The sequence below is a fragment of the Pseudomonas sp. CH61 genome, assembly GCF_059429415.1.
This window is the reverse complement of record NZ_CM182098.1, coordinates 4842550-4865880: the sequence shown is the minus strand read 5'-3', so window position 1 is coordinate 4865880 and position 23331 is coordinate 4842550. Positions and strand designations below refer to the sequence as shown.

23 protein-coding genes are annotated in these 23331 nt (G+C 59.5%); 12 read left to right on the top strand and 11 right to left on the bottom strand.

All coding sequences use genetic code 11. The annotated features are described in order from the left end of the window. Nucleotides 1-50: 50 nt before the first annotated feature. From ypfJ to AC5SEM_RS21780, 3 genes are all read right to left on the bottom strand, one after another. Nucleotides 51-923, bottom strand: a complete 873-nt coding sequence (ypfJ, locus tag AC5SEM_RS21790) for a KPN_02809 family neutral zinc metallopeptidase (RefSeq protein ID WP_137216676.1) — start codon at nt 921-923, stop codon at nt 51-53. A gap of 139 nt (nt 924-1062) precedes the next feature. Beyond that, on the bottom strand, nt 1063-1896 hold the full coding sequence (locus AC5SEM_RS21785) for an aldo/keto reductase (RefSeq protein ID WP_495471247.1): 834 nt from the start codon (nt 1894-1896) through the stop codon (nt 1063-1065). Further along, entirely contained in the window at nt 1880-3619 is a 1740-nt protein-coding gene (locus AC5SEM_RS21780) for an FAD-dependent oxidoreductase (RefSeq protein WP_495471246.1), read from the bottom strand. The genes AC5SEM_RS21785 and AC5SEM_RS21780 overlap by 17 nt, the downstream gene beginning before the upstream one ends. A 178-nt stretch (nt 3620-3797) precedes the next feature. Between AC5SEM_RS21780 and AC5SEM_RS21775 the strand changes: the two genes are divergently transcribed. The 4 genes from AC5SEM_RS21775 to AC5SEM_RS21760 all read left to right on the top strand — a co-directional run bounded on the left by AC5SEM_RS21775 (nt 3798) and on the right by AC5SEM_RS21760 (nt 7693). Further along, complete coding sequence (locus tag AC5SEM_RS21775) at nt 3798-4574, top strand: IclR family transcriptional regulator (protein WP_495471245.1); 777 nt, start codon at nt 3798-3800, stop codon at nt 4572-4574. Nucleotides 4575-4818: 244 nt separating this feature from the next. After that, nucleotides 4819-5880: a Gfo/Idh/MocA family protein gene (locus AC5SEM_RS21770; protein ID WP_495471244.1), complete on the top strand. Its 1062-nt coding sequence runs from the start codon at nt 4819-4821 to the stop codon at nt 5878-5880. Between the two features lie 2 nt (nt 5881-5882). After that, complete coding sequence (locus AC5SEM_RS21765) at nt 5883-6698, top strand: sugar phosphate isomerase/epimerase family protein (protein ID WP_495471243.1); 816 nt, start codon at nt 5883-5885, stop codon at nt 6696-6698. Between the two features lie 116 nt (nt 6699-6814). Next, on the top strand, nt 6815-7693 hold the full coding sequence (locus AC5SEM_RS21760) for a DMT family transporter (protein WP_038361795.1): 879 nt from the start codon (nt 6815-6817) through the stop codon (nt 7691-7693). Between the two features lie 128 nt (nt 7694-7821). Here AC5SEM_RS21760 and AC5SEM_RS21755 read toward each other — a convergent pair whose 3' ends face one another. Beyond that, complete coding sequence (locus AC5SEM_RS21755; protein ID WP_495471242.1) at nt 7822-9159, bottom strand: MFS transporter; 1338 nt, start codon at nt 9157-9159, stop codon at nt 7822-7824. A 357-nt stretch (nt 9160-9516) separates the two neighbouring features. Between AC5SEM_RS21755 and quiC the strand changes: the two genes are divergently transcribed. Together quiC and AC5SEM_RS21745 are read left to right on the top strand one after the other, a co-directional pair. Further along, nucleotides 9517-11418: a 3-dehydroshikimate dehydratase QuiC gene (gene quiC, locus AC5SEM_RS21750; RefSeq protein WP_495471241.1), complete on the top strand. Its 1902-nt coding sequence runs from the start codon at nt 9517-9519 to the stop codon at nt 11416-11418. Between the two features lie 101 nt (nt 11419-11519). After that, on the top strand, nt 11520-12197 hold the full coding sequence (locus tag AC5SEM_RS21745; protein WP_016986169.1) for a TetR/AcrR family transcriptional regulator: 678 nt from the start codon (nt 11520-11522) through the stop codon (nt 12195-12197). 104 nt (nt 12198-12301) lie between these two features. Here the strand turns inward: AC5SEM_RS21745 and AC5SEM_RS21740 are convergent, their stop codons facing one another. Both AC5SEM_RS21740 and aroQ read right to left on the bottom strand, forming a co-directional pair. Next, nucleotides 12302-13156, bottom strand: a complete 855-nt coding sequence (locus AC5SEM_RS21740) for a shikimate dehydrogenase (protein ID WP_123593189.1) — start codon at nt 13154-13156, stop codon at nt 12302-12304. Nucleotides 13157-13161: 5 nt separating this feature from the next. Then, nucleotides 13162-13602: a type II 3-dehydroquinate dehydratase gene (aroQ, locus tag AC5SEM_RS21735; RefSeq protein WP_008084592.1), complete on the bottom strand. Its 441-nt coding sequence runs from the start codon at nt 13600-13602 to the stop codon at nt 13162-13164. Between the two features lie 315 nt (nt 13603-13917). On the opposite strand from aroQ, the gene AC5SEM_RS21730 reads away from it, so the two are divergent. Together AC5SEM_RS21730 and AC5SEM_RS21725 are read left to right on the top strand one after the other, a co-directional pair. Beyond that, complete coding sequence (locus tag AC5SEM_RS21730; RefSeq protein WP_064392335.1) at nt 13918-14346, top strand: hypothetical protein; 429 nt, start codon at nt 13918-13920, stop codon at nt 14344-14346. Next, a complete protein-coding gene (locus tag AC5SEM_RS21725; RefSeq protein WP_064392336.1) occupies nt 14343-14786 on the top strand; it encodes a DUF2442 domain-containing protein in 444 nt (147 codons plus the stop codon). Before AC5SEM_RS21730 ends, AC5SEM_RS21725 begins: the two co-directional genes overlap by 4 nt. Nucleotides 14787-14844: 58 nt before the next feature. Here the strand turns inward: AC5SEM_RS21725 and trmA are convergent, their stop codons facing one another. Both trmA and AC5SEM_RS21715 read right to left on the bottom strand, forming a co-directional pair. Beyond that, nucleotides 14845-15924 (bottom strand): tRNA (uridine(54)-C5)-methyltransferase TrmA, encoded by a 1080-nt coding sequence (trmA, locus tag AC5SEM_RS21720; RefSeq protein ID WP_077574628.1) that lies wholly within the window; start codon nt 15922-15924, stop codon nt 14845-14847. After that, nucleotides 15921-17216 (bottom strand): NCS2 family permease, encoded by a 1296-nt coding sequence (locus AC5SEM_RS21715; RefSeq protein WP_077574627.1) that lies wholly within the window; start codon nt 17214-17216, stop codon nt 15921-15923. The genes trmA and AC5SEM_RS21715 overlap by 4 nt, the downstream gene beginning before the upstream one ends. Nucleotides 17217-17438: 222 nt before the next feature. Here AC5SEM_RS21715 and AC5SEM_RS21710 point away from each other — a divergent pair, with 222 nt between their 5' ends. Both AC5SEM_RS21710 and AC5SEM_RS21705 read left to right on the top strand, forming a co-directional pair. Then, on the top strand, nt 17439-17888 hold the full coding sequence (locus tag AC5SEM_RS21710; protein WP_077574626.1) for a DUF4879 domain-containing protein: 450 nt from the start codon (nt 17439-17441) through the stop codon (nt 17886-17888). A gap of 66 nt (nt 17889-17954) precedes the next feature. Continuing rightward, nucleotides 17955-18500, top strand: coding sequence for a DJ-1 family glyoxalase III (locus AC5SEM_RS21705; protein WP_116029817.1), 546 nt, complete (start codon nt 17955-17957; stop codon nt 18498-18500). Between the two features lie 12 nt (nt 18501-18512). Here the strand turns inward: AC5SEM_RS21705 and AC5SEM_RS21700 are convergent, their stop codons facing one another. The 3 genes from AC5SEM_RS21700 to AC5SEM_RS21690 all read right to left on the bottom strand — a co-directional run bounded on the left by AC5SEM_RS21700 (nt 18513) and on the right by AC5SEM_RS21690 (nt 20416). Beyond that, nucleotides 18513-18800: a HigA family addiction module antitoxin gene (locus tag AC5SEM_RS21700; RefSeq protein ID WP_095048728.1), complete on the bottom strand. Its 288-nt coding sequence runs from the start codon at nt 18798-18800 to the stop codon at nt 18513-18515. 14 nt (nt 18801-18814) lie between these two features. Further along, complete coding sequence (locus tag AC5SEM_RS21695) at nt 18815-19093, bottom strand: type II toxin-antitoxin system RelE/ParE family toxin (RefSeq protein ID WP_371043363.1); 279 nt, start codon at nt 19091-19093, stop codon at nt 18815-18817. Nucleotides 19094-19177: 84 nt separating this feature from the next. After that, a complete protein-coding gene (locus AC5SEM_RS21690) occupies nt 19178-20416 on the bottom strand; it encodes an MFS transporter (protein ID WP_495471240.1) in 1239 nt (412 codons plus the stop codon). A 392-nt stretch (nt 20417-20808) separates the two neighbouring features. On the opposite strand from AC5SEM_RS21690, the gene AC5SEM_RS21685 reads away from it, so the two are divergent. Both AC5SEM_RS21685 and cydB read left to right on the top strand, forming a co-directional pair. Beyond that, nucleotides 20809-22254 carry a cytochrome ubiquinol oxidase subunit I gene (locus tag AC5SEM_RS21685; RefSeq protein ID WP_495471239.1) on the top strand — a complete coding sequence of 482 codons (1446 nt, stop codon included), beginning with the start codon at nt 20809-20811 and terminating at the stop codon, nt 22252-22254. A 3-nt stretch (nt 22255-22257) separates the two neighbouring features. Continuing rightward, nucleotides 22258-23265 (top strand): cytochrome d ubiquinol oxidase subunit II, encoded by a 1008-nt coding sequence (cydB, locus tag AC5SEM_RS21680; protein ID WP_007909749.1) that lies wholly within the window; start codon nt 22258-22260, stop codon nt 23263-23265. Nucleotides 23266-23331: the final 66 nt, after the last annotated feature.

Genomic DNA, 23331 nt, shown 5'->3' with positions numbered 1-23331 from the left:
ACTGACAGTTCGATCACTGGTGTGGCATTGATTCACGCTGTTGTCACGGACTATAACTGCGCGCCGTCAAAGGTCCTGCAGTCGCCCTCAGCGTCATTGAAACCGGTATTGAACCATTTGATGCGTTGCTCGGAGGTGCCGTGAGCGAACTCCTTCGGGTTGACGGTGCTATTCGCCTTGCGCATCAAGTAGTCATCACCGGCCATGGACGCGGCCGTCAGCGCTTCATCAATGTCTCCGGGTTCCAGCCATTTGAAGCGCTCTTGCGCGTGCCGCGCCCAGACGCCTGCCAGACAATCGGCTTGCAACTCCAGACGAACACTCAGCCCGTCCGCTCCGGGATATTTTTGACCCTGCGCCTGGGCTTGCTCAAGGCGTGTGAGCACCCCGGTTTCGTTCTGAATATGGTGCCCGACCTCGTGAATGATCGCATAGGCCTGAGCAAAGTCGCTGACGGTTGAGGACTGGACGGCCACTTCTCCCAGTGTTTCGAGATTGATGTAGATCGTTTTGTCCTCAGGGCAGTAAAACAAGCCCATTTCATTCGGGCGCTGTGGCCCGCAGCCCGTCGCGACTTTTTCATCAAACAGAACCAGTGCTGGCGGCTGATACTGTTTGCCCAGTTGCGCAAACAGTTCAGTCCAGACTTCTTCGCTGCTTCCCAGGATGGACTCGACGAAGACGCGATGCGGGTCATCATGGATCTGAAGCTGGAGCTGGATGGCCGCCTCCGTTTGTACCTTGGCGATCACTGCGGCTTCCGGGCCGAATGCTTTTTCAATGTCGGCCCAAAATGTCGCCGAAACGCCCAGCACGGAGGCAACCAGGCCGGCGGCAAGGATTTTCCCTGTCGGGCTACGGACATCCTTGTCCTTTCGTTGGTCGTTTACGTTTTCGCTGCGTTTTGCCTTGTTCCATAACATGATCGATTTCTCTCATAGGTTGATTGGGCGTTTATCGCCGGCCCTATGAATAACCGCAGCGGAAAAAGCGTGCAGGACAGATCTGTAAGAACACGTAAGACGTTTGCCCGGAAATGAGAGAAGTCGACCATTTTCCTCGTCAGTTATCGAATTCGTCCCACACGGGGGCAAACGCCGGATTGACCTGGCGTTCGCGTTTCGACAAACCGGCGATAAGCGCCCGGTCTGCCGGGTCCAGGTCGACATTCAACGCCTGTAGGTTGGCCAGTTGATTGGCCCGACTGCTGGCCTTGGGAATCGCTGCGACGCTGGCCTGCTCGAGCAGCCACTTGAGTGCGACTTGCGTTGGTAACACGTTATGTTTTTCGGCGATCTGTTGGATCTGCGGGATGTCCGACACCTTGTTACGCGCCAGCGGGGTGTAGGCCGTCAGCGTCATATCGTGTTGCCGGGCGTAGTCGAGCAGGGCGTTTTGGCCGAGCAGGACGTGGTACTCGACCTGAATCGCTGACAGACCGATGCCGTATTCCTCGACGACTTTGCGCAGCAACGGCAGCGGAAAATTCGCTACGCCGATGTTGCGCGCCAGGCCTTGCTCCTTGAACGAGGCCAACGTGGCGAGGGTGCTTGGCAAATCCCAGTCGGTGGTCGGCCAGTGGATCATGAACAGGTCGACGTAGTCGCTGCGCAAAGCGGTAAGGCTGCGGTCCATGGAATGGCGCATCGCGTCGGGTTGCAGCTGATCCCACCAGACCTTGGTGGTGACGTGAATCTGCTCGCGCGGTGTCGGGGTATTCGCCAGTGCTTGTCCGACCGCGTCTTCGTTGTTGTAGGCCGCTGCCGTGTCGATGTGTCGATAACCCAGTTCCAGTGCTTGCTCCACGGCGCGAGTGCATTCGTCGCCGAGCATTGGCCAGGTACCGAGGCCGAGTTTCGGCATGTTCAAACCTTGGGCATTAACGATGTGCTGCATGGTCGATCTCCTGTTCGAAAGCAGTCATGCCGGCAATGTGCCGGGCGGCGATGTAACCGAAAGTCAGCGCGGGGCCGATGTTGATACCGCCCGCCGGGTAGTGGCCGCCCATGATGCTGGCCATGTCGCCACCGGCTGCGTAGAGGCCGGCGATGGGCTGTTGGTGGGCGTCCAGCACTTGCGCGTGGCGGTTGACCTTGAGTCCGGCGAAGGTGCCGAAGCATCCGGGTTGGACTTTCACGGCATAAAACGGGCCGCTGTCTATTGGGGCAACGCAGGGGTTGGGAAGGTTCGCCGGATCACCCTGTTTGCGGTTGTAGGGTGTTGCGCCGCGACCGAACAGCGGGTCTTCGCCGTGACGGGCATGGCGATTGTAGTTATCCACAGTCTGGCGCAAGCCGCTCGGGTCGATGCCGCAGGCGAGGGCCAATTCTTCGACGGTGTTACCGGTTTTCAGATAGCCGCTGCGGATAAATTCTGACACTGGCAGCGGAAACGGCCGCGATATGCCCAGTCCATAACGCCGTTGAAAGGCGCGCGTGCAGATCAGCCACGAGGCGACTTCTTCACCTTCCGGCGCAGCAGCGACCATGGCGCTGACGTAGTCGTAATAACCGTTGGCTTCGTTGACGAAACGCTGGCCGTTGCGCAGCACGCCGATGATCCCGGGTTTGCCGCGCTCGATGATGTGTGGGAAGTGGCCGGTGCTGCCGTCGGAATGTGGCACTTGCGATACCGGCGCCCACGCGACGGGCGAAGCTACATCGGTATTGACCCGTGCACCGACGCTTTCGCCCAGGCGCAAACCATCGCCGTTGACGGCCAGCGGTGGTAGCGCCCAATGCTCGTGACCGGTCGGCGTGCGCGGAAACAGGGCTTTGCGCCGCTCGATGTCATTGGCAAAACCACCAGCGGCGAGCACCACGGCTTTGCGTGCATGAATGCGGATCGGGCCTTTGCCTGTGTTGACCACAGCCCCCGAGACGCGCGAGCCATCACGCAGCAGTTCCGTCACAGGCGCCGATTCCCAGAGCAGAACGCCAAGGTCTTCGGCGGACTTCGCCAGCCTTGCCACCAGCGCCACGCCGTTGACCAGTTGCATCGCCCGGCCATGCACGGCGAGGTCGAACAGGTGTCGAGTAAAGCGCCAGGTCACATGCCATGCCGCTTTCAGCGACCGCGTCAGATTGAGGAATGCTGACAGATCCGCCCCGGCCATGATCGGCATGCCCATGAAGGACGTTTCGCGCAGGGTGGTACGAAGGCGCCTGAGCAAGCGTCCGACTTTGCGTCCGTCGTAAGGCGCTGCGATAACCGAGCGACCACCGGTGCCGGCCCCTGGCGTGTCGCCATGAATGTCGGCAATGGCGTTGCCGTCAGCAAATTGCAGGGCGGTGTGCTGCTCGAAAAACGCGACCATGCGCGGCCCCGCTTCAAGGAAGGCGTCGATCATCGCCGGGTCAAAGTGCTCGCCCAGTTCATGGCGCAAATAGGTGCGCGGTTGTTCGATGTCTTCGACGATGCCGGCCCGACGGGCCAGCGGATTGCACGGCACCCACGCCCAGCCACCCGACCATGCGGTGGCGCCACCGAACACCGGATCCTTTTCGACGACGATGACTTTCAAGCCATGCCACGCGGCGGTGACGGCGGCCGACAACCCGGCGGCGCCAGAACCGACGACCAATACGTCGCAGTCGATATCAGGGAGTTCGGCAGACATGAAAGCAACGCTCCAGCGGTTAATTATTTTTGGAATTTGATTCCAGAAAATACCCAGTGCGGAAGTCGATCGACAAGCCTTGATTCAACAAAGCGGGCGTTTATCGAACAGACGGTTCCAGATTTCGCTTTACCGCGGATGTCTTCTAGAATCGGCAAAATTTCCTTTGGATATCCCCATGGCCGGCAGTCAAATCGAACGGGTTTTCAGCGTGCTGGAAAGCCTTACCAGTGATTCGCGCGGGCTGCCGATGCAGACGCTGGCCGAGCAACTGGATATTCCAAAAAGCGCGACACACCGTCTGCTCGCCGAGCTGATCCGTTTGGGCTACGTGCGGCAGAATCCGGAAACCTTGCGTTATCACTTGTCGACCAAACTGGTGGCGATGGGCTTTCAATACTTGTCGAGCAGCGGTGCCGACATCGTCCAGCCGGTACTCGACCGACTGGCGCAGGAAACCGGTGAACTGGTGCGTTTGGGCGTGATCGATGGCGAGCGCCAGACCTGGATTGCCAAGGCACAGGGCGCGCGCACGGGTCTGCGTTACGACCCGGACATGGGCCGCGATGCGCCGCTGTTCTACACCGCGTCCGGGCATGCGTGGCTGGCGTGCATGAGTGACGCCGAGGCGTTGTCACTGGTCGAGCGGCAGGCGGCGGAGGTGCCGGTGGGGATCGGGCCGAATGCGCCGCGCTCCAATATCGAGTTGCTGGAACGGCTGCGCCTGGCCCGTGAACAGGGCTATGCCTGTGTCGAAGAGAGTTCGGCAGTGGGGACTTCGGCGATTGCGGCGGTGGTGAGGCATCCAACGGATGGGCGGGTGATCGGCGTGCTCAGTATCGCCGGGCCCAGTGCGCGGATGCCGGGGGCGCGCTTGCATGAACTGGCGCCGTTGTTGCTGACATTCACCGAAGAGTTATCTGCGGCAAGCCTGGCCTCAGAGCTGTTTATCTAATCCGAATTCACACAGTGCCCTTGTAGGAGTGAGCCTGCTCGCGATCGCGGTGTATCAGTTGGCATTAATGTTGGCTGACACACCGTGATCGCGAGCAGGCTCACTTCTACAGGGGATTTTTTGTTGTCCACGAAGTTGTGCGGTGTTCGCACGGTTTCAGGATGGATGGGTGTTTGATTCTGGAACACGGTTCTAAATTGTTTGCGGAGTGTTATTCCGAGAACAATCACAAAAGGACCGCACCTTGAATTCGCCCCTTCGAATCGCCCTGATCGGCGCCGGCAATATGGGCCAGCAACATTATCGGCATCTGCAAACCCTCAGCGAAGCGACGCTGTGCGCAGTGGCTGATCCCGGGCCGCAAGCCGCAGCGCTTGCGGCTGAATGGGGCGTCAGGCATTTCGCCGATCATCGTCAGATGCTTGAGCTCATCCGGCCAGACGCGGTCATCGTCGCCAATCCGAATAATCAACACGTCAGCACAGCGCTCGATTGCCTGGCGGCGGGTGTGCCGGTGTTGCTGGAAAAACCGGTAGGCGTGCATCTGGATGAAGTGCGCGAACTGGTGGCAGCGGTCAAACGCAGCGGGGTGCCGGTGCTGGTCGGCCATCATCGGCGCCACAATCCGCTGATCGTTCGCGCTCATGAATTAGTGCAGCGCGGGGCGCTCGGGCGGCTGACCACGGTGACCGCACTGTTCCAGTTGCGCAAACCCGACAGTTACTTCGAGATCCCGTGGCGCCGCGAACCGGGCGCCGGGATGTTGCTGACCAATCTGATTCACGACCTCGATCTGCTACGGCATCTGTGCGGTGAAGTGCGCTCGGTGCAAGCGATTACCGACAACGCCGTACGCGGTTTCGCCAATCAAGACAGCGCGGCGGTGTTGCTGCAATTCGAAGGTGGCACCTTGGGAACCCTGAGCGGGTCCGATGCAGTGGCGGCGCCGTGGAGTTGGGAGCTGGGTTCCGGTGAGAACCCGGTGTATCCGCGCCAGGCCGATCAGCCCTGTTATCTGCTGGCCGGGACCGCTGGCGCTTTGAGCATTCCGCAACTCAAGCGTTGGCATTACGCCGCTGATCAGGTCGACGCCGGTTGGCATGAACCCTTGTTGATGGTCGAAGAGTCCTACAGCGGTGACGACGCTTTACGCTTGCAGTTACAGCATTTCGTACGTGTGGCGCGGCGTGAAGTCGAGCCGCAGGTCAGCGCTGCCGATGCCGCCCGCACCCTTGCGCTGATTGAAGCCATTCGCGAGGCTGCCGCTACCGGCCGTGCCTGCGCCCCTGCATTGATCGAGGCTTGAACATGAGCGAAAGAATCCTCTCCTTGGCCAGCCTTACGGTACTGGAGTTGTCGCCGCCGCAAATGGTCGAAGTGGCCGCGCGCGCCGGTTACAGTCATGTCGGCGTGCGTCTGGAGCCGGCGACGCCCGAGGAGCATCATTTCCCGTTGGTCGCTGATGCTGAATTGCGCCGTCAGACTTTGCAGCGCCTGCGCGATACCGGCATCCGTGTGCTCGACGTGGAAATCCTGCGTTTGAAACCGCAGACCGTCGTCGCCGATTTCGAGAAACTTCTGACAGTGGGCGCGGAATTTGGCGCCACGGAATTACTCGTCGCCGGTAACGATCCTGACGAGCCGCGGCTTACCGATAACTTTTCGGCGCTTTGCGATCTGGCCAAGCCTTACGGGTTGCACCCGCATCTGGAGTTCATGCCCTGGACCGATGCGCGCAACTTCGAACAAGCGCTGCGAATTGTCGAAAACGCTGATCGGGAAAACGCTGCGGTGCTGGTTGATGCATTCCACTTTGATCGTTCGGCTTCACGGCTTGAGGATCTGCAAACAGTGTCGCCGTCGAGGCTGCGCTATGCACAATTATGTGATGTGGCGGGGCCGAGACCGTCAGACATGGCCGAGATCTTGCGTCAGGCGCGCAACGAGCGGCGGTTTCCCGGCGAGGGCGATTGCGATCTGCTCGGGTTGTTGAAAGCGCTGCCGACTAATATTCCACTGAGTCTGGAAATTCCCACGGTGAAACTGCTCGAGCAGGGCGTAAGCGGATTAGAGCGAGCGCAGATGGCGATCGACAGAACCCGGGAATTATTGGCGCGGCTTTAAGCGGTGCTGCGCACCTATCGTGGGCAAGCCCGCTGCCACAGTGACCGTGTTGTTCCTGTGGCGGCGAGACTTTCCTGCGAAGGTTTTTGATCTTTTTGGCAACACAAGGAAATCCAATGACCGTCAGCACCCCGCTCTCCGGAGTCAACCAACCCTTCAAGGGGATCTTGCTGATTGTCGTGGCAACCTTCCTGTTTTCCAGTCACGACGCGTTGTCGAAATACCTGTCCGGTTTCTATCCGATCGTGATGGTGGTCTGGGCACGTTATCTGGTGCACACACTGCTGATGGCGGGGATTTTTCTGCCGCAATCCGGGTTGCGCGTCCTGCGGACCAAGAAGCCTTTGTGGCAGTTGACCCGAGCACTTTGCCTGCTCGGCACCAGCCTGTTTTTCACCACGGCGCTGCTGTACATCCCGTTGGCGGAGGCCACCGCAGTCAACTTTCTCGCGCCGGTTTTGGTGACGGCATTATCAGTGCCACTGCTCAAGGAACGAGTGACACGCGGACAATGGATCGCGGTGATCTGCGGCTTTATCGGTGTGCTGATCATCGTCCATCCCGGCGGTGAGTTGTTCACACCGGCGGTGTTGCTGCCGTTCTGTTCGGCGCTGTTTTTCTGCTTCTATCAATTGCTCACGCGCAAGCTTGCTGAAGTCGATAGCCCGACCACCAGCAACTTCTTCGCCGGGTTGTGCAACACGCTGGTGATGAGTGCGCTGGTGCCGTTCTTCTGGCAGGTGCCGACGCTGACCCACGCCGGGCTGATGCTGGCGCTGGGCAGTTGCGGGATGACTGCGCATCTGTTTCTGACCCAGGCGTTCCGCCATGCCGCACCGGCGCTGCTGGCGCCGTTCGGTTATTGCCAGATCGTGTTTGCGGGGTTGTTGGGTTGGCTGCTGTTCAATCACACGCCGAGTCTGTTGACGGTGATCGGCATTGCGGTGATCTGTTGCAGCGGACTGGCGGCAGCGTGGCAGCAGAGCCGCCGCTGAGTAGGTTACGCAAAACCTTGTAGGAGTGAGCCTGCTCGCGATGGCGGTGTGTCAGTCGATGAAGTTATTGACTGACACACCGCCATCGCGAGCAGGCTCACTCCTACAGGTAGCGTTGTGTAGGCAGGTTATTCGGTGAGGGTAGGAATCTTGCGCGGTGCCATGAAGTACATCCAGGTCAGCGCAATGAAGTACATCGCCGGAATCAGCGTGAACAACACGGTGTAGTTGTTGTTGGTGACGGTGAGGATGTGGCCGACGATCTGGGTCATGAACATCCCGCCAATCGCCGCGCACATGCCGCCGAAACCAAACACCGTGCTCATCATGTGCTTGGGCGTGTAGTCCATCACCAGGCTCCAGATGTTCGCCGTCCAGGCCTGATGCGCGCCGATCGCCAGGGAAATCGCCGCCACCGCCACCCACAGATTGGCTGAACCGGCCGCCATGACCACACCGATGATGCAGCAGGCAAACAGGAACATCGACAGCAGCCGCGCCTTGATCGAGTTCATGCCGCGACCGATCAGGAACGAAGACAGAATCCCGCCGCCGACGCTACCGAAGTCAGCCGTGACGTAGATGATGATCAGCGGAATGCCCATCTGGGTGACGTTGATGCCCAGGTTGTATTGCTGATTGAGAAACGGCGGCAGCCAATACAGGTAGAACCAGAACACCGGCGCGGTCAGCGAGTAGGCGAGGGCGAAGGCCCAGGTACCGCGCATCCGCAGAATCTTCGAGAACGGTACGCGGGCCTGTTCCGGTTCGACTTCTTGCTGGATGTAGTCCAGCTCGGACTGCTTAACACTCGGGTGATCTTCCGGGTTGAAGTACTTCAAACCCCAGAACAACAGCCAGATGCCGCCCAGTGCCGACATGCACAGGAACGCCGCTTGCCAGCCCCAGACGTGCAGGACCAGTGGCAGCAGCATTGGCGTGAACATCGCACCGACGTTGGTGCCGGCGTTGAAGATGCCGGTGGCAACCGCACGTTCGCCGGCCGGGAACCACAGGCGCGTGGTTTTCACGCAGGCCGGGTAGTTCGCCGCTTCAGTCAGACCGAGGATGAACCGGCAGACCATGAAACCAACAGCCGAAGTCGCCAGGCCGTGGGCACCAGTGGCCAGGCTCCAGAGCAGTACGGCGCAGAAGAACACGCGTTTGACGCCGACCCGGTCGATCAAGCGTCCCTGCAGGACGAAACCGATCGCGTAGCCGACCTGAAACCAGAAGTTGATGTTGGCGTAATCCATCGCCGTCCAGCTCATTTCCTTGGCAAGGATTGGCTGCATGACGCCGAGGGCGGCGCGGTCGATGTAGTTCAGGGTCGTGGCGAAAAACACCAGCGCCAGCATGCCCCAACGGGTCTTGCCGACGGCCATGGCGCCGCGGATCTTGTCGCCAATGCCACCCGTGGCAGTGCTCATGGCCGGAGCGATGCGGGAAGTCTGTGAAGGAATCATGTGTTCCACCCGTTTTTGGATTTGTTATTTGGTGTGCTTTTTACTTTGCACGCTGCGACCGGTGGTTCAGATCCGGACTCAATGTGCGGTCGATGTTGGGCAGTGGACGAAAAATCGTCAATTCGCCAAACCGCCATTGTGTTCGATAATCGCACGCAAAACTAACCGGGTAGTACACTTTAAATTGCTGCCGCGATCGATGCAGCCAATAATTTCCCTACTATAAAAACCATCCCATGTAGGAGCTGCCGCAGGCTGCGATCTTTTGATTCTGTTTTCACGAATAAAGATCAAACGATCGCAGCCTTCGGCAGCTCCTACAGTAAAGATAAAGCGGCGCAGTCCGGGAGTTGAAACATGCAGCGTTCCATTGCCACCGTTTCCTTGAGCGGCACCCTGCCGGAAAAACTCGAAGCCATTGCCGCCGCCGGGTTCGACGGGGTGGAGATTTTTGAAAACGACCTCCTGTACTACGACGGCAGTCCGCGGGAAATTAAACAGATGTGCGCCGATCTCGGCATCGCCATCACGCTGTTTCAGCCGTTCCGCGATTTCGAAGGCTGCCGCCGCGATCGCCTGGCGCGCAATCTGGAGCGGGCCGAACGCAAGTTCGACCTGATGCAGGAACTGGGCACCGATCTGGTGCTGGTCTGCAGCAATGCCTCGGCCGACAGCGTCGGCGATCAACAAATTCTAGTCGATGACCTGCGCGTGCTGGCCGAGCGTGCCGGTGCGCGCGGCTTGCGCATTGGTTATGAGGCGCTGGCGTGGGGCCGTCACGTGAATACTTATCAACAGGTCTGGGACATCGTGCGTCAGGCCGATCACCCAAGCCTCGGTGTGTTGCTCGACAGCTTTCACACCTTGTCGCTGAAGGGTGATCCAAGCGCCATCGCCGATATTCCCGGCGACAAGATCTTCTTTGTGCAGATGGCCGACGCGCCGATTCTGCAGATGGATGTGCTGGAGTGGAGCCGGCATTTCCGCTGCTTCCCTGGGCAGGGCGAGTTCGATTTGCCGGGGTTCCTCGCGCCGATTATCCAGAGCGGTTACACCGGGCCGCTGTCGCTGGAAATCTTCAACGACGGCTTCCGCGCCGCGCCACCACGGGCCAATGCCGCCGACGGTTTGCGCTCGCTGCTGTATCTGGAAGAGAAGACCCGCCAGCGTCTGGAGCAGGAAACCAAACCTGTGGCCAATCGCGAAATCCTTTTCGAAACACCGAAGGCCAGTGAGTACAACGGCATCGAGTTTCTTGAGTTCGCCGTCGATGAAAGCCTCGGCGCCAAGCTGTCGAACTGGCTGGAGCGCCTCGGGTTCGTCAAGGCCGGGCAGCATCGTTCCAAGAGCGTGAGCTTGCTGCGTCAGGGCGATATCAACCTGATCCTCAACTCCGAACCGTATTCGTTTGCTCACAGCTTTTTCGAGGCTCACGGCCCGTCGCTGTGCGCCACCGCCGTGCGAGTCAAGGACAGCGCCAGTGCCTTGGCCCGCGCCGTCGCTTACAAAGGTCAGCCCTATCGTGGACTGGTCGGCCCCAACGAACTGGAACTGGCGGCGGTGCGCGCGCCGGACGGCAGCCTGATTTATCTGGTGGATGAACAGGCTGATGTCTACGGCACCGATTTCAATCTGCTGGCAGATGCGCCGGCACGCGGCGGTCTCAAGCGCATCGACCACATGGCCATGGCGCTGCCGGCCGACAGCCTCGACAGTTGGGTGCTGTTCTATAAGAGCCTGCTGGATTTCGAAGCGGACGATGAAGTGGTACTGCCGGACCCTTACGGTCTGGTGAAGAGCCGCGCACTGCGCAGCCGCGACAGTTCGATCCGCTTGCCGTTGAACATCTCCGAGAACCGCAACACCGCCATCTCCCACGCGCTGTCGAGTTATCGCGGCTCCGGTGTGCATCACATCGCCTTCGATTGTGATGACATCTTCGCCGAAGTCAGTCGCGCCAAAGAGGCCGGTGTGCCGTTGCTGGATATCCCGCTGAACTATTACGACGACCTCGCCGCGCGCTTCGATTTCGATGATGAGTTCCTCAGCGAGCTGGCGTATTACAACGTCCTTTACGACCGTGACGCGCAGGGCGGCGAGCTGTTCCACGTCTACACCGAGCCGTTCGAAGGGCGTTTCTTCTTCGAGATCATCCAGCGCAAGAATGGCTATGCCGGTTACGGCGCGGCGAACGTCGCGGTGCGTCTGGCGGCGATGGCCAAATCACGCAGTGGCGCGGTGCGCCAGGCGAAGTTGTAGGAAATTCGTAAACGCGGGATTAAACACGGGCCGCGCGGCTTCCTTCACTGTGCTGCGCGGCCCATAATCGCCGCCTGTGCAGTGATGGCCGTGAGCCCGCAATGACGATGAATACAGAACTTTCCGCAGCTCCTGAAGTGTCCGCTGTAGAGCCGCGCAAGAGTCGCAAGAACAACCCGGAAAAGACCCGCGAGAACATCCTGCAGGAGGCGATCGTCGAGTTCGTCCAGCAAGGCTTGTCCGGTGCCCGCGTCGACGCGATCGCCGAGCGCATCCACACCTCCAAACGCATGATCTATTACTACTTCGGCAGTAAGGAGCAGTTGTACGTCGAGGTGCTGGAAAAGCTTTACGGCGACATCCGCAGCACCGAAAACCGTCTGCACCTGGCCGAATTGGCGCCGGTGGAGGCGATTCGGCGACTGGTTGAGTTCACTTTCGATCACCACGACCGCAACGTCGATTTCGTGCGCATCGTCAGCATCGAAAACATCCACAACGCTGAATACGTGAAGCGTTCCGATGCGATCAAGGCGATGAACAACACCATTCTTGATTCACTCGGCGAGATTCTGCGTCGGGGTGCTGAAGAGGGTGTGTTCCGCGCGGGTCTGGATGCGCTGGATGTGCATTTGTTGATCAGTTCGTTCTGCTTCTATCGCGTGTCGAACCGGCACACATTTGGCGAGATTTTTCAGATCGATCTGCCGGATGAAAGCATCAAGCAGCGGCATCGCGAGATGATCTGCGAATCGGTGTTGCGCTACCTGCAAGCCTGACACCGTCCCTGTGGGAGCAAGCCTGCTCGCGAAAGCGGTGTGTCAGTCAGTAAATAGGTTGACTGAAGGTACGCCTTCGCGAGCAGGCTCGCTCCCACAGGTTTTTAGCCATTCATGCTTTGAAAATGCGCCAGCATCCGCTGCGCATCCGGCACCACGCCACTGAACAACTCAAACGCCTTCACCGCCTGAAACACCGCCATATTGCCGCCATCCAGCGTCCGGCAACCCAGCGCGCGGGCATTGCGCAGGAGTTCGGTTTCCAGCGGGAAGTACACAATCTCCGCCACCCACAATTCCTTGCGCAACAGTTCGACCGGCACCGGCATGCCCGGCAGTTTGGCCATGCCCATCGGCGTGGTATTCACCAGCCCGTCCGCTTCATTCAGCGTGCTCGGCAGATCATGCCCGGCCACCGCGCGGCCAAAGCCGAAATGCTCATTGAGATTGTTCGCCAGGCTTTCGGCGCGCTCACGGTCGACGTCGAAAATACTCAGTTGCTGTACGCCTTCGCTCAACAGGGCGTGGGCCACTGCTGCACCCGCGCCGCCGGCACCCATCTGGACTACTCGCTCACGGGCAGCGTCCTTCAGGCCACGGCGAAAACCCTCAGCGAAACCGAGGCAGTCGGTGTTGTGACCGACACGCTTGCCGTCCTTCAGTACCACCGTGTTCACCGCGCCGATGCCTTTGGCTTCCGGCGACAGTTCATCGAGCAGCGGGATGATCGCCTGCTTGCACGGGAAGGTAATGTTAAGCCCGGTGTAGTTCATCCGCTCGGCCGCCAGCAGCAGGTCGGGCAGGGCGGTGTTGTCCATTTTCAGTTGATCGAGATCGATCAATCGATAGAGGTAGCGCAGGCCTTGGGCATCACCTTCGTGCTCATGCAGCGCGGGAGTGCGCGAGGCCTGAATGCCGGCGCCGATCAGCCCGGCGAGTATTACGTTTGAGCGAGACATGCGCGTTACCCCTTCAACCGCTGGCTGAAATGTTCCAACGCCAGGCGATAGCCATGACTGCCAAACCCGGCCATTACCGCTGTGGCAATCGCCGAGACAAACGAGTGATGACGAAATGGTTCGCGGGCGTGGACATTGGACAGGTGCACTTCGATCACCGGCAATTCACTGGCTACCAGCGCATCGCGAATCGCCACCGAAGTGTGCGTCCACGCCGCCGGGTTGATCACGATTCCGGCGCAACGGCCACGGGCGGCGTGAATCCAGTCGAGCAGTTCGCCTTCGTGGTTGGTCTGGCGAAACTCCACGGCCAGGCCGAATTCTTCAGCCGCACGACCGCACAGAGCCGAGATGTCCGCCAGGGTTTCGTGACCGTAAGTCGCCGGCTCGCGAGTGCCAAGCAGGTTCAGGTTCGGGCCGTTGAGCACCAGAACGATAGGGGGCATGAGGGGTAACTCCACTTATTGTTTTTGGCTTTGGCCGAGGGTTTCAGCCTGTGGAGATAAAATGTACTAGATGGTTACCATGGTCAATTGATCAAAAATGGACGTGGCTTTTTATGTTCGGTGATCGCACAGAAGCAATATTGATCGAGATATGACGACAGCTTTGCTTACGTTTTTTACCGGAGATTGACCGACTCATGACCCGTTCCGACGCTAGCCTCAAAAGCGGTGAAACGTCACGTGCTTGATCACCAGTCGTCGGATTTGAAAGGAATCTCGAATCCTGAAACTTTTTAACCTAACGGATGGGTTAGCATGAAGGTGTGCAGCTACAAAGGATTGTCGATTGTCATCATGCTGCGAGATGAACATTGCCCACCACACGTTCACGTGAATGCGGGCAGTTGGAGTGCCCGATTACAGTTCAGTTTCTGGCACAACGATATTGAGCTTTGGGACGTCGTGCCGCTTTCTCGTCGACCACCCTTGGCCGTGCTGGAAGGCTTGTGTCGATCCCTTGAGCAGCCTGCTCATCTGCGACGAGCACGCGGGATCTGGTGGTCGAAATTGCAAACTGTCTGTCTCGACAATCAATTGTGGGACAGCCATTCAAACGAAGTGTTGGGGATGAAACTCGTCACTGACACGACATACAGAGTGGGATCGGCGCGTTATCTGCCAGACGAGGGCAAAACTCTTCTGACATTGATAGACGCATTGGAAGGAGTGGAAATCGATTTATGAAAGTCATCAAAGCTAAGCCATCCGCACGTCGTCCCCTCACGGAGGAGATGATCGACGTCGCCATCCAGCAAGGGCAAGCACGCCGAACGAATAGCTTGCAGGCTGTCTCCGTAACCTTTGAGAAACCATCCCTGATCATCCGTTTTGAAGACGGCAGCGGTGTGTTGCTACCGGTGGATCGTTATCCAGAGTTCGACGGATTCAATGCAGAGGATTATGAAAACCTGACAGTCGGCTTCGCGGGTACTGCGCTTTGTCACGAGGGTAAAGACCTCGACGTTTCCATTTCCGGGATGATTTCGGCGAGCCCATCACTATTAGCCATGGCCGCTTCTGCCGTTGCTTCGCGCAACGGCCGCCAGAGCAGCGCGGCAAAGTCTGCAGCCGCGCGGGCGAATGGCAAAAAGGGCGGGCGTCCGCGTAAGGTCGATCCCGCTTAGTGAACGCGCACAAAAAAGCCGTCAATCACGACGGCTTTTTCGTATCCGGCCTCTGCACTTAGCGCCGGGTCAGCAACACACCCGATTCCATGTGATGCGTCCACGGGAACTGGTCGAACAACGCGCATTTCGTAATGCGGTGCGTGTCGTGCAACTGGGCGATGTTGGCCGCCAGGGTTTCCGGGTTGCAGGAGATGTACAGGATGTTGTCGAAACGCCGGGTCAGCTCGCAGGTGTCCGGGTCCATGCCGGCGCGCGGCGGGTCGACGAAGACGCTGCCGAACTCATAGCTCTTCAGGTCGATGCCTTGCAGGCGACGGAACGGGCGCACTTCGTTGAGCGCTTCGGTCAGTTCTTCGGCAGACAAACGCACCAGAGTGACGTTATCCACAGCGTTTTCGCTGAGGTTGCTCAATGCAGCGTTGACCGAGGTCTTGCTGATTTCGGTGGCCAGCACTTTGCGCACGCGGGTAGCGAGCGGCAGGGTGAAGTTGCCGTTGCCGCAGTACAGCTCGAGCAGATCGTCGCTGCGATCGCCCAATGCCTCGTACGCCCAGTTCAGCATCTTCTGGTTCACCGTGCCGTTTGGCTGGGTGAACGCGCCTTCCGGCTGGCGATAGCTGAAGGTGCGACCGCCGACTTCGAGTTTCTCGACCACGTAATCGAGGCCAAGCACTTCGCGTTTGCCCTTCGAGCGACCGATGATGCTGACGCCGAGATCCGCAGATAGCTTGGTGGCTGCCGCGTGCCAGTGTTCGTCCAGCGGACGGTGATAGCACAGGGTGATCATCGCATCGCCGGACAGCGTGGTCAGAAATTCCACCTGAAACAGCTTGTGGCTCAGCGCCGAGCTGGCTTGCCACGCGGCCTTCAACTGCGGCATCAACTGGTTGATGCGCAGGCTGGCAATCGGGAACTCTTCAATGAGGATCGGTGTGCGCTTGTCGTCTTGAGCGAACATCGCGTAATGCCGATCGCCGCCCTCGCGCCACAGGCGGAATTCGGCGCGCAGACGGAAGTTCTGTAGCGGCGAGTCGAAAACGGTCGGCTCGGGGGCATCGAACGGCGCCAGCAGGTCACGCAAACGCGTGACCTTGGCTTCAAGTTGCTCGGCGTAAGCCTGGGAATCGAAAGTCATGCGTTGAACCAACCCAACTTGATCACAAACAGAATCGACAGAATCACCAGCGCCGGGTTCAGCTCACGAGCGCGGCCGGACAGCAACTTGATCACGGTCCAGGCGATGAAGCCGAACGCGATGCCGTTGGCAATCGAGTAAGTGAACGGCATGGCCAGCGCGGTCACCACGACCGGCGCGGCGACAGTGATGTCGTCCCAGTCTATTTCCGCCAGGCCCGACGTCATCAACACGGCGACGAACAGCAGCGCTGGTGCAGTGGCGAAGGCCGGAACGCTGGCCGCCAGTGGCGAGAAGAACAGTGCCAGCAGGAACAGAATCGCCACGACGATGGCGGTCAAACCGGTACGCCCGCCCGCACTCACGCCGGCAGCAGATTCGATGTAACTGGTGGTGGTCGACGTACCCAGCAACGAACCGGCCATGGCCGCGGTGCTGTCGGCGATCAGTGCGCGGCCCATTTTCGGCATGTGGCCGTCCTTGCCCATCAGGCCGGCACGCTTGGCAACGCCGATCAGGGTGCCGGAGTTGTCAAAAAGGTCGACGAACAGGAAGGCGAAAATCACGCTGACCAGACCGATGTCCAGTGCGCCTTTGATGTCCAGCTGCATAAAGGTCGGCGCCAGCGAAGGTGGCATCGAGGTTACGCCGTTGAACGGGGTGAAGCCCATCGCGATGGAAGTGATGGTCACGGCCAGAATGCCGATCAGTACCGCACCGCGCACTTTCAGCGCTTCGAGGGCAACGATCAGGGCGAAACCGAGGGTGGCGAGGATCGGTGCCGGTTGTTTCAGGTCACCGAGGCCGACCATGGTCGCCGGGTTGCTGACCACGATGCCAGCGTTGTGCAGGGCGATCAGTGCCAGGAACAGGCCGATACCGGCGGCAATGGCCGAGCGCAGTGGCAGCGGGATGCTGTTGATGATCCATTCACGGATGCGGAAGATCGACAGCAGAAAGAAGCACACCGCCGAGATGAATACCGCGCCCAGCGCCACTTGCCAGGTGTGGCCCATGTGCAAGACCACGGTGTAGGTGAAGAAGGCGTTCAGGCCCATGCCCGGAGCGAGGGCAATCGGGTAATTGGCGATCAGGCCCATGATCGTCGAACCGATCGCGGCGGCCAGACAGGTGGCGACAAACACCGCACCCTTGTCCATGCCGGTCTCACCGAGAATGCTCGGGTTGACGAACAGAATGTAGGCCATGGCCAAGAAAGTCGTGATGCCCGCCAGAATCTCGGTGCGCACGTTGGTGTTGTGTGCCTTGAGTTGAAACAGCCTTTCCAGCATGTCTGCTCCCCGTGGCGCGCGTGGCGCCGTGAATGTATCGACCTCAACAGCAAAGCACAGACCGTCGCTAGCGCCTGAAAAATTGTGGTGGGCCGGAAAAAGCCGCGCATCATACCAGCAGCGTGAGGAATATGGCGGTTGTTGGTGTCGATCGTCGGCGAAGTTTTGCCTTGAAGCCAACTGCGCCATACTGCGCGCTGATTTTTTCGGGGCGGGAAGCGCATGAGCAGTTGCTGGATAAAGGTTTTGGGTTTGATTGCCGCACTGATGGCCGGGATGTCGACGGCCTGGGCGGCATCGGCACCGCCGTTGACGCAAGTGAAGGTGATCAAGGTGCAATCGCCTGCCTGCGGCCTTGAAGACATCGGCGATGGGCAGACGCAAACCCAGTGCAATCACAGCGGACCGAATATCAAGGTTTACGTGCTCGAAGTCGGCTACGGCAAGAGCCAGCCCCAGGTCGCACTGGACGGTTTTGAAGTGAACGGCACCCGAGCCCCGGTGTGTGCCTTTGATAACGGCAACCTCACCGAATGCACTCCCGGCAACAAAACCGTCGGTTCTCTTTATACCTTCGATCTGGCGGGCAAGCAGGAAGGCACTTTCACCTTCAGCAACACCTCGATCAACGCGCCACGCAATACAATGTCGACCCAGATTTACATCAAGTAACGGCTGTTGCAGCGCGATCCGGGTGAAGCTGACTACGCTTCACGTATCACCCAGCGGATAGCGCCCATGACCTTTAGAGCCCTGATTACCCTCGCCGAGGGCATCGATGATCTGCAAAGTGTGACCCTGATCGACGTGCTGCGCCGCGCCGGCATCGAAGTGGTCGCCGCCAGTATTGAAGGACGACGCATGCTGACTTGCGCGCGTGGCACGCGCCTGACCGCCGACGGCATGCTGGTCGATGTGCTGGCGCAAACCTTCGACCTGATCGTCCTGCCCGGCGGCGCCGTCGGCGCACAGCACCTGGCGGCGCATCAACCGCTGCAACAGTTGCTCAAGGATCAGGCCAGCGCCGGACGCCTGTTCGCCGCCATCGCCGAATCCCCGGCCGTCGCCCTGCAAAGCTTCGGTGTGCTGCGTCAACGACGCATGACCTGCCTGCCCAGTGCCAGTCATCAACTCTCGGGCTGTACGTTTGTTGATCAACCGGTGCTGGTCGATGGCAACTGCGTCACCGCGCAAGGCTCCAGCGCTGCGCTGGAGTTTGCCTTGACGCTGGTCGAGCAAATCGGCGGCAAGGCCTTGCGGGTGAAAGTGGCGGGGGAGTTGTAGTGGCTGGAGGTGTCAGGCGTGGACAGCGATCAGTTCGATAACCGGTTGCTCCCGATGCTCCGCTTGCCACAGATCGTAGTCGGTTTGTACGCCTAGCCACACACGCGCCTTGCCAATGCCGGCACGCTCAAGACGCACAGCCAGATCCGGACTGATTGGCGCATGTCCGTGTAATACACGGGAAAGATGTGGGCGCGCGAAGCCCAAGTGTCGGGCCAATTCGGTCACGCTGATGCCAAGCTCGGGCAAAACATCCATCAGCAGTGTTTCGCCGGGGTGTGGCGGGTTGTGCATGGGCATGAGCCTGCCTCCTGTCAGTGGTAGTCCAGATAATCGACCAGTTCGATATCCGAACCGACAAAACGAAAGATCACTCGCCAGTTGCCTGAAACGCTCAGCGACCAGTACTCCGTCAGTTCACCTTTCAATCGATGCAGGCGCCAACCCGGAAGGTCCAGATCTGCGGGAATCGTAGCGCGATCCATGAACTGCAGTATGCGCGACAGCCGTTTTGCGTGGTCGGCACGAATCCCGCGAGTCGAACCTGTTTCATAGAAGCCTCGAAGGCCTTTGTGCTGAAAGGATTTGATCATGGGCTCGAGTGTAAGGCGATACATTACACTCGGTGCGGTAACTATGTACCGCACCTTTTCAGTTATTTTGTGTTTTGGAGGTTGTCAGACCTTCACCTCTTCCACCGGCACATGCATCCGGTCCCGGTTCGCCAGCGTCGGGAACAACTTGATCCACGTCCCGGTCACCACCAGCGTGCCGATTCCGCCCATGACCACCGCCGGCACCGTGCCGAACCAGTGGGCGGTGACGCCGGATTCGAATTCGCCCAACTGATTCGAAGCACCGATAAACAACCCGTTCGCCGCGCTGACCCGGCCGCGCATTTCGTCCGGGGTTTCCAACTGCACGAAAGACGCGCGGATGACCATGCTGATCATGTCCGCCGCGCCGAGCACCACCAGCACCGCCAAGGAGAACCAGAATGAGGTCGACAGGCCAAAGGCAATGGTCGCGACGCCAAACACCCCGACCGCGGTGAACATCACCCGGCCGACATTGCGCTCCACGGCAAACCGCGCGAGGAACAGCGACATGCCCAGTGCGCCGACTGCCGGCGCCGAACGCAGCAGGCCGAGGCCCCACGGCCCGGTCAGCAGAATGTCTTTGGCAAATACCGGCAGCAGCGCCGTGGCGCCGCCGAGCAACACCGCAAACAGATCCAGCGAAATCGCTCCGAGAATGTCCGGGCGGCTGCGAATGAAGCGAATCCCCGCCAGCAATGAATCCAGCGTGGCTTTGCCTTTGTTCAACGGCGTTTGCCGCGCGGGCAGGTTGAGCATCAGCGTGCAGGCAATGACGTAGAGCAGCACGGTCGGGCCATAGACCCAGACGCTGCCAAATGCGTAAAGCAAACCACCCAGCGCCGGGGCGACGATCGTTGCTGACTGTTGCGCCGACTGCGCCGCCGCTACGGCCCGAGGGAATAGCGCGCTGGGCACAATACTTGGCAGCAACGCCTGTGTGGTCGGCATCTCGAACGAGCGCGCCGCGCCGAGCAGGAAGGCGAGGATGAAGATCATCTCGCGGGTCACGTGGTCGGTGGCGCTGCCGATGGCCAGTGCCAGAGCGATCAACGCCTGTAACGACTGGCAGATCGCCGCGACTTTGCGCCGGTCATAACGGTCGGCGACATGCCCGGTGTGCAGCATAAACAGCACGCGCGGCGCGAATTCGACCAGCCCGACCAGACCCAGATCGAGGACGTTGCCGGTCAATTGGTAGAGGTTCCAGCCAATCGCCACGGTGAGCATCTGGAAACCGCTGGCGGTAAAGATCCGCGCGAACCAGAAAGCGAGAAACGGGCGGTGATGACGTAACAGCAGGGGCTCTTGGCTGGGCATCTGAAGGCAGGTCTGGCTCGAGGGGAATGCCGAGGTTATCACCAGTCTGTAACAGGAAGTTGCTATGGCAAAAAATTTAGTTAGCCAGACATCGATTTCCTCAAGCTTGCCGCAGGAAATGTCTGGCAGAGCATCGCGGCTGCAATGAGGCAACTTGTCACGCGGCAAACGACCACGCAGTTCATCGGCAAAAATGGGACTACTCTTTCAACGTTGCTTGATCCAGATCAAGACCCACAAGGAATTGATCCGGTGGCCAGTTGGCCAGACTCCCTGCGTTGCGATGGTTGTTTAAAAAGAACGAATCAGAATTCGCCGCACTCCATATCCGTGGGGGCAGTGGGTGCAGGCCTCCGGGTCCGCAGCCGGTATTACCTGACAGAGGAAGCCATATGTTCGGTTTAGAGGCACTGGATCTCGCCCGAATTCAGTTCGCGTTCACCATCTCGTTCCACATACTGTTCCCGGCCATCACCATTGGCCTGGCGAGTTACCTCGCGGTACTCGAAGGCCTGTGGCTGAAAACCCGTAACGACACCTATCGTGACCTCTACCATTTCTGGTCGAAGATCTTCGCCGTCAACTTCGGCATGGGCGTGGTCTCGGGGCTGGTCATGGCCTATCAGTTCGGCACCAACTGGAGCCGCTTCTCGGACTTCGCCGGCGCCGTCACCGGACCATTGCTGACCTATGAAGTGCTCACGGCATTCTTTCTCGAGGCCGGTTTCCTTGGGGTGATGTTGTTCGGCTGGAACAAGGTCGGGCGCGGGCTGCACTTCTTTTCCACCGTCATGGTGGCAATCGGCACGCTGATTTCGACCTTCTGGATTCTCGCCTCCAACAGCTGGATGCAGACCCCGCAGGGCTTTGAAATCATCAACGGTCAGGTAATTCCTACCGACTGGCTGGCGATCATCTTCAACCCATCGTTCCCCTATCGCCTGATGCACATGGCAACGGCTGCGTTTGTCGCCACGGCATTCTTCGTCGGCTCCTCGGCGGCCTGGCACTTGCTGCGCGGCAAGGACAATCCGGCGATCCGCACGATGCTGTCGATGGCGATGTGGATGGCGCTGATTGTCGCGCCGATCCAGGCGGTCATCGGCGACTTCCATGGTCTGAATACGCTCAAGCATCAGCCGGCAAAAATCGCCGCGATCGAAGGTCACTGGGAAAACAAAGGCGACGAAGCCACGCCGCTGATTCTGTTCGGCTGGCCGGACATGAAAGAAGAGAAAACCAAATTCGCCGTGGAGATCCCGTATCTCGGCAGCCTGATCCTCACGCACTCGCTGGACAAACAGGTGCCGGCGCTCAAGGAGTTTCCGCCGGAAGACCGACCGAATTCGACCATTGTGTTCTGGTCGTTCCGGGTCATGGTCGGCCTTGGTTTCCTGATGATCTTCACTGGTTTGTGGAGCCTGTGGCTGCGTAAGCGCGACACGCTCTACACCTCACGGCCGTTCCTCTATCTGGCGTTGTGGATGGGGCCGTCCGGTTTGATCGCGATTCTCGCTGGCTGGTTCACCACCGAAATCGGCCGCCAGCCGTGGGTGGTTTACGGACTGATGCGCACGGCGGACGCCTCTTCGAACCACAGCTTCATGCAGATGAGCATCACCCTGATCATGTTTGTGGTGGTGTACTTCGCGCTGTTCGGCGCAGGTCTCGGTTACATGATGCGTCTGGTGCGCAAAGGGCCGAAGATCAGCGAGGGTGCCGAAACGCCGCAGGGTGGTCCAGGCAAACCGCGCACACCGGCGCGTCCGTTGTCCGCCGCCGACGATTCGGCCGATGCCGATCACGACGACACCCCCAGCCTGACCAAGGAGATTTGAGCCATGGGTATTGATCTTCCGCTGATCTGGGCCGTGATCATCATCTTCGGCATCATGATGTACGTGGTCATGGACGGCTTCGACCTGGGCATCGGGATTCTCTTCCCGTTCATCCCGGGCAAAGTCGACCGCGACGTGATGATGAACACTGTGGCCCCGGTCTGGGACGGCAACGAAACCTGGCTGGTATTGGGCGGTGCGGCGTTGTTCGGCGCGTTCCCGCTGGCCTATTCGGTAGTGTTGTCGGCGCTGTACCTGCCGCTGATCTTCATGCTGATCGGCTTGATCTTTCGTGGCGTAGCGTTCGAGTTCCGCTTCAAGGCCAAGGATGACAAGCGCCACCTGTGGGACAAGGCGTTCATCGGCGGCTCGGTCGCGGCGACGTTCTTCCAGGGTGTGGCGCTGGGCGCATTCATCGATGGCTTGCCGGTGGTCAATCGGCAGTTCGCCGGTGGATCACTGGACTGGCTGACGCCGTTCACAATGTTCTGCGGCGCCGCGCTGGTGGTGGCCTATGCCTTGCTCGGCTGCACCTGGCTGATCATGAAAACCGAAGGCAAGCTGCAGGAACAGATGCATGACCTGGCACGGCCATTGGCTTTCGTACTGCTGGCCGTGATCGGTATTGTCAGTATCTGGACGCCGCTGGCTCATCCGGATATTGCCACCCGCTGGTTCAGCATGCCGAACCTGTTCTGGTTCATGCCGGTGCCAATTCTGGTGCTGGTGACCATGTACGGTCTGATCCGCGCGGTGGCGCGCAATGCCAACTACATGCCGTTCCTGCTGACCTTGGTGCTGATCTTCCTCGGCTATAGCGGCCTCGGTATCAGCCTGTGGCCGAACATCGTGCCGCCGTCGATCTCGATCTGGGACGCCGCCGCACCGCCGCAAAGTCAGGGTTTCATGCTGGTAGGCACGCTGTTCATCATCCCGTTCATCCTGGGTTACACCTTCTGGAGCTACTACGTGTTCCGCGGCAAGGTCACCCACGAAGACGGCTATCACTAAGCAAAAACCTGTGGGAGCGAGCCTGCTCGCGATGGCGTCGGCGATGGCGCCATCAATCTTGAAGAG

What these genes read in the sequence shown, in the direction of transcription:
- AC5SEM_RS21755 (WP_495471242.1), bottom strand. Translation starts at nt 9,159, where the DNA reads ATGATTCCTTCACAGACTTCCCGCATCGCTCCGGCCATGAGCACTGCC.
- AC5SEM_RS21745 (WP_016986169.1), top strand. Translation starts at nt 11,520, where the DNA reads ATGACGATGAATACAGAACTTTCCGCAGCTCCTGAAGTGTCCGCTGTA.
- AC5SEM_RS21715 (WP_077574627.1), bottom strand. Translation starts at nt 17,216, where the DNA reads ATGCTGGAAAGGCTGTTTCAACTCAAGGCACACAACACCAACGTGCGC.
- AC5SEM_RS21785 (WP_495471247.1), bottom strand. Translation starts at nt 1,896, where the DNA reads ATGCAGCACATCGTTAATGCCCAAGGTTTGAACATGCCGAAACTCGGC.
- ypfJ (WP_137216676.1), bottom strand. Translation starts at nt 923, where the DNA reads ATGTTATGGAACAAGGCAAAACGCAGCGAAAACGTAAACGACCAACGA.
- AC5SEM_RS21710 (WP_077574626.1), top strand. Translation starts at nt 17,439, where the DNA reads ATGAGCAGTTGCTGGATAAAGGTTTTGGGTTTGATTGCCGCACTGATG.
- AC5SEM_RS21740 (WP_123593189.1), bottom strand. Translation starts at nt 13,156, where the DNA reads ATGTCTCGCTCAAACGTAATACTCGCCGGGCTGATCGGCGCCGGCATT.
- trmA (WP_077574628.1), bottom strand. Translation starts at nt 15,924, where the DNA reads ATGACTTTCGATTCCCAGGCTTACGCCGAGCAACTTGAAGCCAAGGTC.
- AC5SEM_RS21775 (WP_495471245.1), top strand. Translation starts at nt 3,798, where the DNA reads ATGGCCGGCAGTCAAATCGAACGGGTTTTCAGCGTGCTGGAAAGCCTT.
- AC5SEM_RS21780 (WP_495471246.1), bottom strand. Translation starts at nt 3,619, where the DNA reads ATGTCTGCCGAACTCCCTGATATCGACTGCGACGTATTGGTCGTCGGT.
- AC5SEM_RS21705 (WP_116029817.1), top strand. Translation starts at nt 17,955, where the DNA reads ATGACCTTTAGAGCCCTGATTACCCTCGCCGAGGGCATCGATGATCTG.
- AC5SEM_RS21695 (WP_371043363.1), bottom strand. Translation starts at nt 19,093, where the DNA reads ATGATCAAATCCTTTCAGCACAAAGGCCTTCGAGGCTTCTATGAAACA.
- aroQ (WP_008084592.1), bottom strand. Translation starts at nt 13,602, where the DNA reads ATGCCCCCTATCGTTCTGGTGCTCAACGGCCCGAACCTGAACCTGCTT.
- AC5SEM_RS21700 (WP_095048728.1), bottom strand. Translation starts at nt 18,800, where the DNA reads ATGCCCATGCACAACCCGCCACACCCCGGCGAAACACTGCTGATGGAT.
- AC5SEM_RS21690 (WP_495471240.1), bottom strand. Translation starts at nt 20,416, where the DNA reads ATGCCCAGCCAAGAGCCCCTGCTGTTACGTCATCACCGCCCGTTTCTC.
- quiC (WP_495471241.1), top strand. Translation starts at nt 9,517, where the DNA reads ATGCAGCGTTCCATTGCCACCGTTTCCTTGAGCGGCACCCTGCCGGAA.
- AC5SEM_RS21725 (WP_064392336.1), top strand. Translation starts at nt 14,343, where the DNA reads ATGAAAGTCATCAAAGCTAAGCCATCCGCACGTCGTCCCCTCACGGAG.
- AC5SEM_RS21765 (WP_495471243.1), top strand. Translation starts at nt 5,883, where the DNA reads ATGAGCGAAAGAATCCTCTCCTTGGCCAGCCTTACGGTACTGGAGTTG.
- AC5SEM_RS21760 (WP_038361795.1), top strand. Translation starts at nt 6,815, where the DNA reads ATGACCGTCAGCACCCCGCTCTCCGGAGTCAACCAACCCTTCAAGGGG.
- AC5SEM_RS21730 (WP_064392335.1), top strand. Translation starts at nt 13,918, where the DNA reads ATGAAGGTGTGCAGCTACAAAGGATTGTCGATTGTCATCATGCTGCGA.
- cydB (WP_007909749.1), top strand. Translation starts at nt 22,258, where the DNA reads ATGGGTATTGATCTTCCGCTGATCTGGGCCGTGATCATCATCTTCGGC.
- AC5SEM_RS21685 (WP_495471239.1), top strand. Translation starts at nt 20,809, where the DNA reads ATGTTCGGTTTAGAGGCACTGGATCTCGCCCGAATTCAGTTCGCGTTC.